Here is a 17,410-nt window from a genome sequence, read left to right on the forward strand (position 1 = left end):
ATTAAATCAGGGGGTTAAAGTTTTAACAAAAAGGGTAGATCCATTGACGATCATCTCCATAGAAATCATAGAGAGGATCATTCCCATTAGTTGCTCAAGAGCTATCATTCCACGGTTGCCTAAAGCACGCTGCATATAAGGCGCGGTCGTTAAAACGAATGTTACGCCAATCCAAGCGATGAGTATAGCTGAAGAGATCAGCATAAAATTCTGCTCTTCTTTAGATTTGACCATGATAATGGTAAGCAGGCCAGGGCCTGAGATCAAGGGAGTAGCGATAGGGACGATCATAGGCTCTTTTATGGTCAAATGCTGCTGTTCTGAGCGAACAGGGAAAATCATTTTTAAAGCCACGATAAACAGCATTACGCCGCCACAGAGGGAGACAGTATACCGATCGATATTTAAGCTAGTGAGGAAGGCTTCTCCAAAGAATTGGAAGAATAATGCCAAAGCGAGAGCTATTAAGGCTTCGCGCAGAAGTACCATGCGTTGTCTTTCAAAAGGCAGATCCTTGACAACAGCCAAAATAGCGGGGGAGTTGCCAATAGGGTTTGCGACTAGAAAGAAAGTGAAAGCGATTTTTAGTGCCAGCACAACTATTTCCTATTCATTTGGATATTTCTAATACTATAGGCTACGCTCAAAAAAGCTACCGGGATAGATGCTATGAGCATAGTGAGCGGCATCCAGTAGCTGCCTATGATAAGTAAAATACATACAATTAATCGTAATAATTTTGTACGATCAGCAATGTTATAACATTTATGCATAATTTGGGAAAGTTTGCTGAAATTATGTTTGTCTGCCAGTTTTACAGCCAATGCAGCTAAAAGAGATCCAATAGCAAAGCCAGCAAGGGGGAAGGCAATAGTGTACTTGTAGGTGTTTGCCGCAGTCGACAGTAAAGTAAAGAATGTTCCGGCTTTTAAGGATTGGTTGATGCTATAAGATGTGCTTGAAGTCGTGTTTGAATCTGCCGCAAAAGTTCTCATGAATTAATTATCCCTTTACGTGAAAGATATAACTTACAAAGTCTAATATTTTCGAGAACAAAGATGACAACAACCATTGTATTATTCCGCCGTGATCTACGTATCCATGACCATCCCGCACTTTATCATGCCTGTGAAAAAGAGCACAAAATTGTTCCGTTATTCATCTGGTCGACGGAAGAAGAGGGTGCATGGCCTGACGGAGGTGCCTCCAAGTGGTGGCTGCATTATTCTTTGTTAGCCTTACAAGAAGACCTTGATTCCATCGGATTGAAACTAACAATTCGCAGCGGAAAAATAAGGGAAGTATTATCAGACGTTATAAAGGAAACAGAAGCTACTTCTATCTTTTGGTCGCGACGCTATGAGCCAAGCATTATCGCACACGATAAAATGATTAAGTCAGAATTTTCAGGCCAAGGCTTAGATGTTGTAAGCTATAACGCTTCCTTATTGAATGAGCCTTGGACTATTGAGAATAAGCAAGGCAAACCTTATCAGGTCTTCACGCCTTATTGGAAAGCGTGTTTAGCTAAAGGCGAGCCTTCAGAACCTCTACCTATGCCAAAAAAGGGACAGCAAGGGCATAAACTACCTTCCTTGAAAGTTGAAGACTTAGGGCTACTTCCCATCATGCATTGGGACACCGGTTTGAAAGAAGCTTGGACTCCAGGCACAAGGCATGCCTTAAAACTTCTGGATCATTTTATTAGCGGTCCGATCCTTTCCTATAAAGAACAGCGGGATTTTCCTGCTGTCGAAGGTATTTCACGCTTATCACCATATCTCCATTTTGGCGAGATCAGCCCGCGCATGGTTTGGAAGGCTGTGCGCACAAAATATCCCCATCCCCGATCAGACGGTATCAACGTTTATTTAAGTCAGCTGGGGTGGAGAGAGTTCGGACATCATCTTTTATACCATTTCCCTAAAACGACAAATTTTCCGCTTAGGGAAGATTTTGCCTTATTCCCATGGAAAAGTGATCCGAAAGTGTTAAAGGCATGGCAAAAAGGGTTAACAGGCTATCCAATAGTCGATGCTGGTATGCGCCAGCTTTGGAAAACAGGTTGGATGCATAATCGCGTAAGAATGATCGTAGGTTCTTTTTTAGTGAAAGACCTATTGATCACTTGGCTGGAGGGAGCCAAGTGGTTCTGGGATACACTTGTAGATGCCGACCTAGCCAACAATACTTTAGGTTGGCAATGGGTAGGCGGCTGCGGAGCTGATGCGGCCCCTTATTTCCGCATTTTTAACCCTATTTCACAAGGTGAAAGGTTCGATTCAGATGGGTTCTATGTAAAAACGTGGATCCCCGAGCTTGCAAAGGTACCGAGCAAGTGGATACATAAGCCTTGGCTAGCGCCGCCGGATATTTTAAAGAATGCTGATGTTGAGCTGGGGAGTGATTATCCATGGCCGATTGTAGAGCACGATAAGGCGCGTGTCCAAGCATTGGCAGCTTTTTCGCAAGTTCGAAATTTTGCTGAGCAGCTTTAAAACTGTGAATGCGTAGAAGAGATCCATTTTGCCCGCCATTAACTACAGACAAGGATCCAACACTACGCTGTTTATGGAGTAGCGCAGGAAGGTAGACGAGGCCTGTATGCCAGAATGGGTGTGCATTTAGAGCTTTCCAAACTTTTTTACCTTCTTCAATGATCCATTTCCCCCTCCACGCGCCGAGGGGTATATGTAAAGTGATCAGAATACGTGAGGGAAGGTCGCGAGGGAAGAGTCTTAGCACAGAGAAAACAGCGGCCATGCCGGATTGGGGTTCAGTTTCAATAAGCGGCATGACGAACATATTGGGAACGCGGTCAATGCCGACAACTTTTTCTAAAGTTGTCTGTACCCATTTAGCACAGTTTTCTGATTCAATTTGATAGATGAAATTCTTCGAACGGGCTTTGAATATGTCATTTTTAATGAGGTTCATTAAGTTTTCAGCTTGCAATGCAGTCAGCGGGAACGAGTGCTGGGCATGCTGTCTATGAGTGTAATAGGCATTATCATCAGGGTAAGCAATAGTCGCATGGACGCTGTTAGCGAAGATGATCAGAGTATCTAAAGTGTTTTTTGGGAAAACTGTGGCTACTTTACCGAAATCATAGATAGCATATCTTCCGTCGTGCATGGGAATTGCCACTTCCAGAAAAGCATGGCTGTTTTCATAATCCAGAGTTAGGGATCCACGGGTTGCACTAGCGGCAGCGATCCAATGTTTGCCATCAGCAGCAAAGCCGTATCTCTGACGGACGGCTCCTTTCTCTAAGGTTTCTAAGATAGGGAGCTGCTTCCACCATTCGGGCAAGTCTAAATTAATGGGAATATATTCTTTGATTTCATCATTCCAATAGCCAAGTTTGTGAGCGTTCCAGTTAAGGATTCCTGCGGAAAAGAACTCTAGCTTTCCGGTTTTATAATTTTTCTCACTGAAAATATCAAAGATCTCTTTCAAGCTTAATACCCATTTTCCTTTCAAGACCACATGTTCTTCCAATTCCAGCATATTGACATAACGGCCTTCGACAAGAATGGCCAAATATTTTTCATTACACGAGGTGAAAATGCGGAGGGCATTGGGGTGGGCTTTTTGCAATCTGCCTGAAAGGTTACATGCAACTAGAAGCTGCTGCGAAGCGGGATACTGAATAAAGGGTTCTACAGGGTTATAGTCTTGCAAAAGCCAGCATAGGAAATTTTCAGAGAAGGCTGAATCTACTAAGAGAAGTTCAATAAACTCTGGATAAAGGGCGGTTAGACGCAGCTGACTATTAATTTCAATAGAGAGGGATTCTTTAGAATGTATAGGGTGTTGCTGTTGCCAGCGTAGAGCAAGTGCTGTAATAATACTGAGGTTAGCAGCGTAAGAGGGAATAGAATGACGATGATGCTGAGTAATACGGTATTTTATACCCAACATCTTCCATATCAATATGCTACGAGATCTGACCAGCGCGATTGTTTTTGGTAATGCAGAAGCTGCTTCGAGGTGTAATTCAATTTTATCTAGGAGTGACTGGAGGGGAGGAGGGATATTCTTCATCGGCCAAAGCAAAGGGATTCTCTCTACGGCATCTATCTTTACAATTAACGCATTATTCTCACTAATCCATTGGCGAATTTGTAAAGAGAGTGCTAAATTTTTAAATATTTGAAGACTGCCAAACATTATTATGATTATTTTAATTAATAATCGCATAATTCACCTCGATGGCATGTAATTTGCTATAATATAATTAAATTAAATAATTATATTAAAAAGTCATTATGTGTACGCTTGCAACGAGTCGTCCGCTTTAAGTCTTGTTTCTTCTAATTTCATTATACTCTTTTCTTGAATTTTTTTCCTTTTAGCAACAATTAATTAAAAACTAAAATCTTCATAAGAGAAAACCATCTGTAGTTTTCGATTGTGTTATTCTTGCTTCCCTCAAGGTAATCTGCTACGCTGAAGGAAAACTCTATAGTCACTATCATGTCAAAAACCGAAGATACTCAAACGGAATTACCGAAAGCTTACGAAGCCAAAAACATTGAAGAGAAATGGTATGGTTTCTGGGAGCAAAATAAACTATTCTCCGCCCAATGTAATTCCAATAAAAAACCTTATTGTATAAGCATCCCTCCTCCAAATGTGACGGGCGTTCTTCATATGGGACATGCCCTAGGCGACACCCTTCAGGATGTACTTATCCGCTGGAAAAGAATGTTGGGCTTCGAAGCGTTATGGGTACCCGGAACGGATCATGCCGGCATAGCCACCCAAACTGTTGTCGAGCGCCATCTGATGAAAACCAAAGGAAAAACTCGTAAAGAGTTTTCCCGCGAAGACTTTCTTGATGAAGTGTGGAAATGGAAGGAAAATAGCGAAACGCGCATCATTAATCAAATTAAACGTTTAGGATGCTCCTGCGACTGGGACAGGCTAAGATTCACAATGGATGACGGCTGCAACAAAGCTGTCCGCACCGTCTTTAAAAAGATGTTTGACGAAGGCTTAATCTACCGTGCAAACTATCTTGTCAACTGGGACCCCGTGACAAAAACAGCCCTAGCCGATGACGAGGTTGAATATGAAGATCGTCATGGTTCACTATGGCATATAAAATATCCTTTAGCCGATGGCTCCGGGTTCATTCGCATTGCAACTACACGCCCTGAAACCATGTTAGGCGATACGGCAATTGCAGTATCCCCCCGGGATGAGCGCTATACGCACCTTATTGGGAAAAACGTTATTCTTCCCTTAGCAAACCGTTCCATACCCATCATTGCCGACCACTATGTAGATCCTGAATTTGGTACAGGCATGGTCAAAGTAACTCCGGCGCACGATCCGAATGACTATCAAATCGGCCTGAGACATAACCTGCCCCAAATCAATATCCTCACTCCCGATGCACACATCAACGAGCAAGGCCTGCAATTTGAAGGATTGACCATCGAAGAAGCGCGTAAAGCCGTTGTGGAAGCCTTAGATGGATTGAATCTCGTCGAGGCTATTGAGCCGCACCTGCACCGTGTGGGCGTGTCCTATAGATCCAAAGCTGTTATTCAACCTTACCTTTCCTTGCAGTGGTTTGTCAAAATGGACAAATTCGGAAGAAGCCTGCGCGCTATGGTGGATGACGGTAATGTCAAAATCCTGCCGCAAAACTGGGAAAGCACCTATTTTCACTGGATCGATAACCTGCGCGATTGGTGTATAAGCCGCCAATTATGGTGGGGACACCGCATTCCGGTATGGTATAATAAAATGGATCCAGACCGCATCCTTTGCTGGGGCGGAGAAGGGGAACCTCCTGAAGTTACAAATGCTCCGAATGAGTGGGTTCAAGAAGATGATGTTCTCGATACTTGGTTTTCAGCTGCTTTATGGCCATTATCCACATTGGGCTGGCCGGATGATACCCCGGAATTGAAAACATTCTATCCTAATGCCATCCTCATCACAGGCCATGATATCCTATTTTTCTGGGTAGCAAGAATGTTGCTCATGGGCAAATACCTCAAAAACGAAGCTCCATTCCCTGAGACATTTTTACACGGCCTTATTTTCGGCAAGTCCTACTGGCGTAAAAACCAGCAAGGCGGAATCAACTATGTTACCGACAAAGAAAGAGTCGATTACGACTTAGGCAAAACCATACCCCCAGATGTTTCCTATCGCTGGGAAAAGATGTCCAAGACCAAAGGCAACATTATCGATCCTTTGGAGATCATTGACCTCTATGGTGCGGATGCAATGCGTATGGCCCTCTGCGCAAGTGTGACACAGGCACGTGAAATCGACCTGGATCGCAGACGATTTGAGGACTTCAAGAACTTCGCTAACAAAGTTTGGAACGGCGCGCGCTTCACCATGATGAATTTGGAAGGCCGCCCTGAAGATGGCCTAAATGCATTAACTGCGCAGGATTTTGCCAATGGATTAGATTCCAAGCATCTCGATCTTGAAGACCACTGGATACTTTCCAAGCTGCAGCGTACAGTGCGCGATGTGAATCGACACCTTACAGCTTACTCCTTTGACCAAGCTGCTTCTCAGGCTTATGACTTCTTTTGGAAAGAGTTTTGCTCCTACTTCTTGGAGATTGCAAAACCCGTACTGACAGGTAAGCGTGGCAGCCCCGAAAAAAGAGCCAACAAACAAAAGCTTCTCGTTATCGTCATGTGTCAAGCTATCCGCTTGCTGCATCCTATGGCGCCGTTCATTACAGAAGAATTATTCCAAAGACTGAAAGAACGTTTTCCTAATTTGAAGGCGGACTTTGCTGCGGATGTATATACTCAAGAGACGATTAAAGCACTGTCCTGCCCAGCTTGTATTGTTGCCCATTATCCGGAAGTGATCAATACGGACGACATTAAGCCGGAGATAGAAAGCGCATTTGACGTCGTTAGCCAAGCCGTCTACACTATCCGTAACTTGCGCGGCGAGATGCAGCTTCCTCCATCTATTGCAGTGGATGTGTATATTAACTCCACAGAAAATGCTAAAGAACTGATGCAGCTACAGAAAAATCAGGGGATCTTGGAAGCCCTGGTGAAGGTGAATAGAGTACATTTTGACGAACGTATACCGCAAGCCTTCGGCGCTAAGGGCACAGTGTCAGCAATGACTGTCTTCATTCCTCTGCCGGAAGGGTACAAGAAACAAGAGAAAGTCCGCTTGGAAAAAGAGAAAGGTCGATTGGAAACTTCTTTGGCAGGTCTACGCCAAAGGTTGAACAACAAGGACTTTGTAGAAAAAGCTCCTTCCAATCTCGTCGACGATCTACGTAAACAAGTAGCGGATGCAGAAACGGCATTAGACCATCTAAGCAGCGCTCTTGCTCAGTTGGATTAAGCAACACGTTCTTTGGATAGAGTGCGATTAATCGCACTCTATCCTATCTAAATGCTCTCTTTTATATTCGATTTTTTATATATAGTACGATCTTAAATACTTAAAGAAGATAGAGAAAATAAAAAAACATTTCGGCGCTATTCAATGTTCTAAATATGTTCCAAAACGAAATATGATCTGTAAGCACCTGATTCCTGTAAAGGATAGCCTTTGCGCAACTTGACCTTAAGGATAAAAGGATTATGAGAGGGGTCTGCATCATTATGAGATACCATTACCTCCTATGAATAAGATGAAAAGACATTTACAAAAATATTATTGGATTATTAGGGATATAAATACCCGATGGTGTAGTCCATTGTTTTGGCTGCTTGCCATGCTAGGATCTGTACTCTTAAGGACAGGCACATTAACGGGCTCTATATATGACAAAGATCCCTTTATTCAAAATATCCATTCTAGAGTCATCGAAACCATAAAACATTCAGACAGCGTCCCCGGATTGAAATCAGAAGAGTTTAATACTCTTAAAGCTGGCCTTTTAGAACGCTGGAATGCACTAATAGAGAAAGGTGTTTTTGAAATAACAGCTTCAGATCAAGAAGTTAGACCCTATTTTGTAGCTCTACAAGGGATTGTTGAACACGTACTCTCTAATGAACTAGGTAACAGTGTCCGATCCCTCACAGGAGTAATACATACTCCTATGCCAGCCACACCCCTTTGTACAAAAGGGAATGTCTCCGAAGAGTTAGTAGATTCCTCAATTGAAAAAGATCCGCTACGTTTATTCACTGTTAAAGCTCGGACAACAATCATTAGGGATTATTTATTTCATGGAGGGGATTTATACGTTGTTTATCCTAAAGAGGGATTAACTAAACGTACTGCAATTCAGCAGCAAATTTATAAAAATGAGCTGAACACTTATCCGTCACATCTTTTTGATCGTCCTTTAGATTGCGAATGTATTGACAATGATTTGATAGGAGCATCTTACCTATTTAAAACCTCAGATGGGAAGTTATTTGCTTTTGCTATTAAAATACCCCAAGCAAATAGTCCTCAAGAATTGGGCTGCTTTGGTTTGTGGTTTGGTGAATTCGAGATAACAACACCAGCATATGTAAGAATATCATTTGTTTTAGAGAGTATCTTAAAGCATTCTTCCAAACCTATTGCCTTACCAGATAGCTAGGGCTAGCTTGACCGGGTAGTCTAAGAGCCATAGGATCATTCTAAGCATCATCACATCTAATAAGATATGATCTGTTTTAAAGACAGGACTTCTCCTTAAGAGAATTGGCCAAAGAAATAGAAGTAAGTGTTGGACTGGCCCAGCGAGTTTTTAGCATCCTGGTCTTGAAATGTTTTCTCCAAACAGAGGGAGTAAGAACAGCTAAGAAGTTTTTTACTAATCTAATTGTTTCGCTAATAATTCATAGAAAGATATTAGATTTAAACGGTTCGCTCGACAGTCATTAAAAAATGCCTGGAAGATATCTTAAGCGACTTAAATATAGTTAAAGCCTTATTTTCATTACGAGCCTATCCAACAAAATCAGAAGAAAAGAGACGATTCTTGATGTTTCAATAACTTGGGTAAAGTCAATTAAAGAGGAAATTTAGATATGTAGCCGTTTTACTAAATATAAAAGCTATATTTATAAATAATTAACATTTATAATGTATATTATTACTTTTATTGCTTTAGGACAAATATGAAAATATTAGATGGTTTTTCCGCTTATTTTTCTTCCATTGCTACAAGTGGCCTGAAATCAGCTCAAGAGCTAGAGAAACACATTAAAGAAAATCCACAGAGTTTTTCGTACGGAGATGCGACCTTTCCAAAATACGAAGGCTATTATCAATCTAAAGGAAGCACGCAACGTAAGATAGTTGCTATTCCCTTAGCTATATTTTCAGGACTTGTTAAGTCCATATATCATCTTGCAAAAGCTATTTTCTACGGCATTCCTAGGGCTTGTATAGGGGATGGCTCACATTTTTTTGCTAACATTTATCGATTTACAAGGAATTTGGAAGAAGCTTTAGGTTGGATCGTCACCCTTTTTAATGACAAGAGAGGCTCTTACCTTATTCAAGAAAGTCTATTCCATAATGCGTGCTATTCCTATTTTGAAGAACAATTAATGCGTTCTGTTTCTGGCTCAATAAGTTATAAGAGTCACTTTTCTTTTACCCTAGTTAACGGTGTAGAAATTCCTTATTTTATGGAAGCGCGGGAAATAACCCTTCTAAACTTTTCTGAGATGGGGAATGAAGAGCAACAAGCAACAATCGAGAAATTTAAACTCAAAGACAGCATCGATGCTCTCGGAGGACAAGAAGCATTTTTTCAGAAACTGACAGACGCTAATAAGAAAATGCTTGCTTTAGTTAACGTAATCGACCTGAAAATGAATATTAATACTTCCAAAACAAAATATGCTTTAGTAACGGATGAAGAATTTAGATCTCTAACATTGAATCAAGTTCAAGATGCTTCAACGGAGCAGATCACATTTATCTCTAAAAGATTAGAAGAATTTAGAGATGAACCGGCTCTAAGCAAAATTCCAGATGATATACTTTCTATCCCAGTAATTAAATTTAGAACTTTACCCGGCTCAAAGATTACTGATCTTGTTGAAATAATTCCGGCCAATATTTTTTCATTTTTTACAGACATTCAGATCCAAGAAGTCGATCTTGTTAAAGCTTCCCAAGCTCAATTACAAAAGCTATTCAGATATATAGACGGTGTCGAAGAAAAAAGACGTTTTGCTCTTATGTCTTCTGATCAGGTTCAAGCCATTTTAAGTAAGCTAGATGAGTATAGTTTGAAGCTCATCTCTGATGAACAGCTAAAAAAACTGGATTTAACGGTTTTATCTGGAAAACGCTTAGCTAAGTTATTTTGTTACATTGATGGTAAGGAAGAAAAAAGACGTTTTGCTCTTATGTCTTCTGATCAGGTTCAAGCCATTTTGAGTAAGCTAGATGAGTATAGTTTAAAGCTCATCTCTGATGAACAGCTAAAAAAACTGGATTTAACGGTTTTATCTGGAAAACGCTTAGCTAAGTTATTTTGTTACATTGATGGTAAGGAAGAGAAAAGACGTTTCGCACTTATTTCTTCAGATCAAGTAAACGACATTCTGAGTATGCTGGATGACTATATTTTGAATCTAATCTCTGATGAACAATTTAAAGATTTGGAAATTTCTAAATTATCCATTGAACAGGTTAATGCATTATTACCAACTTGGTCAAAGGATGCGATACGCGAAGAATGGAAGGAGAAATCTTTTAGTTATTCTTCAACTTACATAAATGGTAAACATACTGTGAGTGAGCAATTTGGCATTTCTGAAAAAGAAATTGAAAAAATTAGTTTAGAAAGAAAGAATGCTAATATCGCTAGATTTAAGATTTTAAGTCCCACCCAAATTAATAGTATCAGATACAAATTGACGCAGGATAATCTTGAATTAATCGATTTACTAGAGGCAGCTCTCCCCAAATAACAAGCTTACCAATCCCGTTGGCAAGTATTCTAAAAAGTCCACTCCTTGACTTGCAAAGTTTTGGAGTGGACATCTGCTAAATATTAATTGCAGTCCTATCTCTTACTGTCAGTTATTTTCGTCACTTTATCAAGAAGGCTGAAAATAGTTTTTTTCAGCCTCCGCCAATTCCTTGACAATTACAATTTTGTTATTGATAGTGCATTGCAGGAGAAATAAACTATGAAGATTAAATTTATTATTTTCGCTTTAATAAGTGCTACAGTCAGCCTGTTTGGCGATCCAACTTCACCTTATCGATGCAAAATGTCGGGAAACGAACTAGAGGCAGACATCATAGTAGTTGGTGGTGGAGCGGCAGGTTGCGTATTGATGAGCGAACTATCAGAGAATGGTCTTTTTTCAGTAATAGGAATAGAGGGGGGACCAAATTTAACAAATGATCCGGCAATAGAAGCTGTGGGTCTCCCAGCATTCCTATTGGCTGGGACAGGAAAACCTAAGTATTTTTGGCCGGGATGGAATCAAACCTTACCAATGCCGGGGCTTAATGGCCGAACAAGTGACTGGACAACAGGAATGCTGTTGGGCGGTGGCTCATCGATAAACGGATTATACTATGGGCGTGGGTCGAACGCCGTGTACTCACGCTGGGAAGAAGTTTCAGGTAGTAGCAATTGGAGTCTCGACAATATTCTGGCAACCTTCAAAGCTCTTGAGAACTACCAAGGACTGACAATCACATCAGAGGCACGAGGAGTCAATGGTCCTGTCAATATACTACAGACACCTACCGTATCGCAGGTAACCTCGCAAGTACTATTGCCCGCTTCACAGGCAGCGTTTCCTGGAATTCCAACTGTGGCGGACTACAATGATCCGAGTGTGGCGAATTGTATAGCCCCTCGTTCTCAGTGGTTTATTGATCCTACAGGTACCAAGCGAGTGAGCAGCGCGACAGCATATTTAAATAGCACGGTAATGACGCCAGAAGGTCAAGGAGTTAATGGACACAAACTGTTTATGCTCTTAGATTCTGTAGCTGTGAAAATAGTATTCGATAAACATGGACGTGCCAAAAAAGTAAAATATATGAAGGACGGTCAACTCTTCGTAGCACGAGCTCGGAAAGCCGTTGTTTTGGCGAGTGGCGTCAACAGTAGCAAGTTGCTACAGCTTTCGGGCATAGGACCGTCGCAAGCGCTAAAGAATGCAGGAATTAAGCCCGTTTTTATCAATGAGAATGTAGGAAAACATCTCCAAAACCATCCGCTCATTTTTATTACGATGCTTGCAGACCCCACAATTAGTGGTATACCACCTGGAGCTCCGTACGCATTTACTATCAATAATGTCTACTTGCCAGCAGTGGGCGGTAGTTCCAGCGACCCACGAATGCTACAGATTTTGTTTGAATACATACCGGCTACCGCACAGACACCTCCGCTATTAGCCATTGGATTTGATCTTTTGAACCCCGTGAGTGAGGGGAGTGTCATAATCCAAAGCGATAATTCATTTCAGATAGCCGCAGCGGATGACGGTTTTTACCAAAATCCTGTAGACCTAGCGAATATGAAGAGTGCCGTCTCGGTCTATATTCGCGCTCTGCTAGATCAATTAAATATCCTGTACCCATTTCCTTCGCCATATTTTAAACCCATTTTAAGTGACCCGATCAATTTAGTCATTCTATCTGGCTATAATGACGCAGTGGTTGAGCAGTACGTGAAAAATAATAGTAATCTTTCACTTGATATACACCACTTTGTATCACACTGTAAAATGGCTCGTTTGGAGGCCGGAGGTGTGGTAGATGGCGACACACGTGTCTATGGCACAAAGAACGTTTTTGTAGCTGACAACTCCATTTGTCCCGTGATACCTGATATTAATACTACAGGACCAGCTATGATGATCGGATTACGGAGTAGCGAAATTCTGAAACATGTCTTGCGCAAATGAAAAATAACAATATGATAATCAACATGAAAAAAAATATTCTGCTGCTTTTAACTTCACTCTTATTTTTCATGGCAGCTGATGTACAAGCTCAAGAAAGGTGTTATAAGCGCTCCTGCTGTATTAAAGGGACGAATTTTTATGCTAAGATTTTGGGCGGCGCTAATTTCTTACAAAACATTGAAATCTCAGAAAACAAATCCACATATCAACCTGGGTATATTATTGCAGGTTCGTTAGGTTATTGTTGGCGTTATGGCTTACGTTTGGAAGGTGAATATGCTTTTAGAAGAAATGCAATAAGCAAAATCCATTTCTTTGGAGAGGGCCATTCCAATCATGGACATTTCCAAGCTTCCTCATATATGGCCAATCTATTATGGGATTTGCCATTATCTTCATGGAGGTGTGCATTTTGGAATATCCAACCTTTTATTGGGGTTGGCATAGGTTATGATTTCCAACAAGTGCATTCCTCAAATTCTCGTATTATTTTTAACCAAAACTGGAACCATCTTTCTTGGCAGGCGATGGCAGGGTTAGCCTATCCGATCTTCTGCAATACAGAGATTTCTTTGGAATACAAATTCCATCAGGGAGGCTGTCATTTTTATAACCATTCCGTCGGAGTTGGGGTCGTATATAAGTTTGGCTTCTTAAGGTAGGTTTGGGGTCAAGCCGATCGAGTAGAAGAAGCGGTAAGACCGCTTCCTTTATTTGGACCCTCAGTGTTCTATGGATTTAGGTCTCATTTTCTGATAAAGAAGGCTTAGGTGAAGCTGGATTTGCAGCTGCTTTGTCAAACTGGCTAAATACCATTTTTTCAGAGAAATGAGTGTCAGAAATAAACCATTCATGAAACAACGTCCATCCGTATATTGTATAAAGAAACTCACTAATGTAAACAGTTATATTTAGAACAATAATAATTATTTACTTTAAAACTTAGTTGATATATGCTTCTTCTTTAATAGAGGAAAATTATGAGTTGTACTAGATATATTACAAACATTATTACTTCAAATGATAGCCCCATAGATAAGTGGGGCAACTATTTGATGCAACCTATTACAAGACTTTGGGAGCTAAAAACTGGGACAAAACAAGTTCGCGAATTCTTTGTGGAGAAAAAAACGCAAGCCCTTTTTGAAAGCTTTTCGGAATCCACCGAATTAACAACGCAACGCATTTTCTTTGACGTCTTGCTAGCTATTCCCTTTACCATTGCAGGAGCAATCTGCAAGTTTCTAGCTACTACTTTTAATCCACAGGTGGCTAAAAACTACCAAGAGCTGTTTGCTTCCACACTATTGTTAGAACCAGAAAATATCGACTTTTTAGTAAGCACGAACAAAATTGAAATCAGACAGGCCGATAGCCGTTATCAAAGTACCTCCATAAAAATTTCTTTATTCCCAAATATTGTACTGAAAATTCTCAGCAATTTAAGTATCACAGATATTAAAAATGTGCGACTCGTTAGCAAAGGCTTCCGAACTCTCACCGACTCAAATATTGGAAGAGAAGATACAGAGCTTTATCGAAAAACCCACTTAAAAGGTTTATCTTTAGATCCTAAAATCACACCCAGCTATAGATCGATAATTTTCTCCTACCAGAATCACATCCGAGAATTTAATTATCAGAGACTTAAAGAGATTTTTGGAGACATCAACAACATTTTCTATCTAAAGGTTTATCAAACAACCCCCTCCGAACACGGAGTTATTCAAGATGTGGACGCACTTGCCCATAGGGAGGATTTCGAAGCTTATCCGCCTGTCTTCAGACTACGATTCAAAAGAGATAACAATCTCACTAAAGAAGTTTTTGTCATAAAATACTCCCTTTTTGTGCCCAAAGAATATGATGAATCTGCCCATGACAAAGTTTGGCACGATTGTTTAGTGCTCTCACCACCTGATAGAACAATAAATAAATGGAAAGTAAACGATCTTCGTCATCCGGATCATCTACCAAAAATTGACTCTCAATCATCTCGAAGTGCTTATAATTATCAAGAATTTCCAAGATCTCCCACAGAGCCGCACCAGTCACAACTCTATCGTCAAACATTTACGTCATACACTCTTGATGAAGAATCTATTACCAAAGTTCGCCTGCGCAATCTTATTGAGAACAAAACAGTGGGATTTTATGATCAAAGAAAAATAAGAAAAAACAACACATTTGTCCCCTCATTTATCTATGAAAGTTCACAAAGAAGCTCTAAAAACAAAGGACGCTTGTTTTTAAGCCTTCCTGTCAAATTAGGGCACGTCCCTGTCACTGACTTCAAATTCACCATACAACGACTTCCAGCACCCTCGCAACTCTACGTAGATCCGCAGGGAGCGATTACAAGGCTTAGTCCGAACGACTCACTCTACGAGGCTGATAGAGGCGGTGCTCTTGAAATGCTCACATTCGAATCTGCTGAAACCAGTACAGTTAAGGGCTAAGTACATGTTACGACAGCTTACAAAAGAACTTGCTACTAAAAAAGATTGAAGTAAAATTATTTCACACTATTCTGTCGAAGATGTTTGCTTCTCGCTTAACTTTAGTAATGCGATGCATTTAGTAGAACATCTTTTTTACGATAATATCCAAGATGACGTAAGCCAACAATATACTTTAAACCTGGGCTTTGAAATAAAGGACCATTTTATTAATGAGTGGCGAGCAGATTGGAAAAATGAGGTTTTCTTAGGTGGACTTTGCTCTATGCCTTGGCGTTATGATGAACAATACTTATGCTATTAGAAAACTCTGGACAAGTTAGAAACCCAGGGTCTTTTGATTAAAATTTCTTGATGCTAATCTCTCTTTAAATTTTCATATCTGTTTTACTCAACATGGAGACAGATATGAATGCTAAAGGTATCAAAGAGGAGCCCTATGATGATGCAAGAGAGATTGATTTAGAGGAATTTAAAAGGTATTTAGAAAAAATTACCCATCCCATTCAAGATCCTCGTGCAAAAGACAACCAAAGGCATAGCCTTTTACTCTAATAGCTATCATCTTCTGCGCCATTGTAGGAGGTGCCAATAGCATTAGTGCTATTTATCGTTATGCCTCTTCCAAGCGAAAATGGTTAATGACATGGTTAGATTTGAGATATGACGTACCCTCGTACGATACATTCTGGTGGTTACTTGTTCGTCTCGATCCCTCTCAAACTGAAATGCTTTTTCGCAATTGGTCTGCCACTCTTTCCAAAGATGAAGTTGAAGACCTAATCGCAATTGACGGCAAGCGAGTCAGAGGCGCATCAAATAAAAAAAATCAGCCTGATTCTCTTCTTTATATGGTGTCTGCTTGGTCTTCGGGAAGAAGTCTTGTTCTAGGTCAAGTGAAAACGGAAACAAAGTCGAATGAAATAACAGCAATTCCATAGCTTATTCGGGCTCTTGATATTAAAGGCGCAACGATCACAATAGATGCAATGGGATGCCAAAAAGAGATTGCGAGGATTATCGTAGAGAAAGAAGCAAATTATGTTCTGATGGTCAAAGATAACCAGCCAACATTGTTCGACGAAATTCAAAACTATTTTGAACATGCGGAGAGTCTCCAACACAATACTTAACCACAACAAAAGGTATAATCAAATATGCTAAGGATGGTAAAGTACATGTTATACCATCTGATCCGAACGCTATAATCAAGTAAGATTTTTATCAAATGAATATGCAAAATCATTTAACAACTATAACAAATTGGATAATTAGCGATCTTAAATCTAATAAAATTAGAGCTGTTGATGCTATATGGGAAGAAGATGAACACACGGCATCTTTATCATTTTATATTGACGGCGAGATTACAGAAGAAGAACTAGAAGACTTTTCTATAGCTTGTGCAGAAATTATCGCACATTGCTCAAATGGATTATTGGAAGAAAATTTCATAAGATGGGATTATCCAAATCCACTTCCTGATAATGAGTTTTGGGCGTATAAAACAGATTAAAAAAATCTCATATAGTTAATTTAACGTTTTCTTAGGTGCAAGAAGTACGCTAGGTTTCCTGTGAGAGTAAAAAGGAGTAAAAAATTTTTTTAATCCGTTAAGAATGAGCAGAGGCGTGAATGATTTTTGCTAGAGTTTTTATAGTTGGATTTCTTCTTTTAAAAAAATTATATGCAGTAGAGCGAGGAACGTTTGCTTCTTTTAAAAACTGTGTTTTATTTAAAGCATAAAGATAACTTTCGATAATCTCTAATACACCGTCTGTATCATTTTCAATAAAACATTGCATAATAGCAGCACCCATTTTATTGGTGTCTAATAAATTTTGAACTGGGTTGTATTCCTTTACGGCATCCTCTTTAAGATTAAAGATCTTTTCGGAATTATCTTTAGCCATTGGTTTAACCTTTCTTTGTGAGTTTTGTTTTTTTGAGGAATATGCTTTTCGCTTTGGCCTTGTTGCACAATAGGCCTGACACCGAAATTAAAAGTGGTATGTAAATAAAAAATGCATGAGATAGTCTGTTTCCGACTAAAGAGAACAGGATCTACCTCATGCAAACTGAAGCGACTTATAACATTCG

13 protein-coding genes and 1 pseudogene are annotated in these 17,410 nt (G+C 40.1%); 11 read left to right on the forward strand and 3 right to left on the reverse strand.

Annotated elements, in window-relative coordinates:
- Window positions 1–6: 6 nt before the first annotated feature.
- Window positions 7–597, reverse strand: a complete 591-nt coding sequence (locus WC222_03080) for a MarC family protein (protein ID MFA6915355.1) — start codon at window positions 595–597, stop codon at window positions 7–9.
- A 2-nt stretch (window positions 598–599) separates the two neighbouring features.
- On the reverse strand, window positions 600–995 hold the full coding sequence (locus WC222_03085; GenBank protein ID MFA6915356.1) for a hypothetical protein: 396 nt from the start codon (window positions 993–995) through the stop codon (window positions 600–602).
- A gap of 63 nt (window positions 996–1,058) precedes the next feature.
- Between WC222_03085 and WC222_03090 the strand changes: the two genes are divergently transcribed.
- From WC222_03090 to WC222_03140, 11 genes and pseudogenes are all read left to right on the forward strand, one after another.
- Complete coding sequence (locus tag WC222_03090) at window positions 1,059–2,498, forward strand: deoxyribodipyrimidine photo-lyase (protein MFA6915357.1); 1,440 nt, start codon at window positions 1,059–1,061, stop codon at window positions 2,496–2,498.
- A gap of 1,981 nt (window positions 2,499–4,479) precedes the next feature.
- On the forward strand, window positions 4,480–7,353 hold the full coding sequence (locus tag WC222_03095; protein MFA6915358.1) for a valine--tRNA ligase: 2,874 nt from the start codon (window positions 4,480–4,482) through the stop codon (window positions 7,351–7,353).
- Window positions 7,354–7,645: 292 nt separating this feature from the next.
- On the forward strand, window positions 7,646–8,551 hold the full coding sequence (locus tag WC222_03100; protein ID MFA6915359.1) for a hypothetical protein: 906 nt from the start codon (window positions 7,646–7,648) through the stop codon (window positions 8,549–8,551).
- A gap of 523 nt (window positions 8,552–9,074) precedes the next feature.
- A complete protein-coding gene (locus WC222_03105; GenBank protein MFA6915360.1) occupies window positions 9,075–10,886 on the forward strand; it encodes a hypothetical protein in 1,812 nt (603 codons plus the stop codon).
- A 306-nt stretch (window positions 10,887–11,192) separates the two neighbouring features.
- A complete protein-coding gene (locus WC222_03110) occupies window positions 11,193–12,851 on the forward strand; it encodes a GMC family oxidoreductase (protein MFA6915361.1) in 1,659 nt (552 codons plus the stop codon).
- A 23-nt stretch (window positions 12,852–12,874) separates the two neighbouring features.
- The gene (locus WC222_03115) at window positions 12,875–13,513 is read left to right on the forward strand and encodes an outer membrane beta-barrel protein (protein ID MFA6915362.1); all 639 of its coding nucleotides are present in this window, start codon (window positions 12,875–12,877) and stop codon (window positions 13,511–13,513) included.
- Between the two features lie 318 nt (window positions 13,514–13,831).
- Window positions 13,832–15,310 carry an F-box protein gene (locus WC222_03120; GenBank protein ID MFA6915363.1) on the forward strand — a complete coding sequence of 493 codons (1,479 nt, stop codon included), beginning with the start codon at window positions 13,832–13,834 and terminating at the stop codon, window positions 15,308–15,310.
- Between the two features lie 112 nt (window positions 15,311–15,422).
- Window positions 15,423–15,614, forward strand: coding sequence for a hypothetical protein (locus WC222_03125; GenBank protein ID MFA6915364.1), 192 nt, complete (start codon window positions 15,423–15,425; stop codon window positions 15,612–15,614).
- 104 nt (window positions 15,615–15,718) lie between these two features.
- On the forward strand, window positions 15,719–15,865 hold the full coding sequence (locus WC222_03130; GenBank protein ID MFA6915365.1) for a hypothetical protein: 147 nt from the start codon (window positions 15,719–15,721) through the stop codon (window positions 15,863–15,865).
- An 8-nt stretch (window positions 15,866–15,873) separates the two neighbouring features.
- Window positions 15,874–16,443: pseudogene (locus WC222_03135) on the forward strand (ISAs1 family transposase).
- Window positions 16,444–16,544: 101 nt separating this feature from the next.
- Entirely contained in the window at window positions 16,545–16,826 is a 282-nt protein-coding gene (locus WC222_03140; protein ID MFA6915366.1) for a hypothetical protein, read from the forward strand.
- Window positions 16,827–16,923: 97 nt separating this feature from the next.
- On the opposite strand, the gene WC222_03145 is transcribed toward WC222_03140, so the two are convergent.
- On the reverse strand, window positions 16,924–17,223 hold the full coding sequence (locus WC222_03145) for a hypothetical protein (GenBank protein MFA6915367.1): 300 nt from the start codon (window positions 17,221–17,223) through the stop codon (window positions 16,924–16,926).
- Between the last annotated feature and the right edge of the window lie 187 nt (window positions 17,224–17,410).

The organism is Parachlamydiales bacterium, assembly GCA_041671045.1.
In the GTDB taxonomy this organism is placed as follows: Bacteria; Chlamydiota; Chlamydiia; order Chlamydiales; family JABDDJ01; genus JABDDJ01.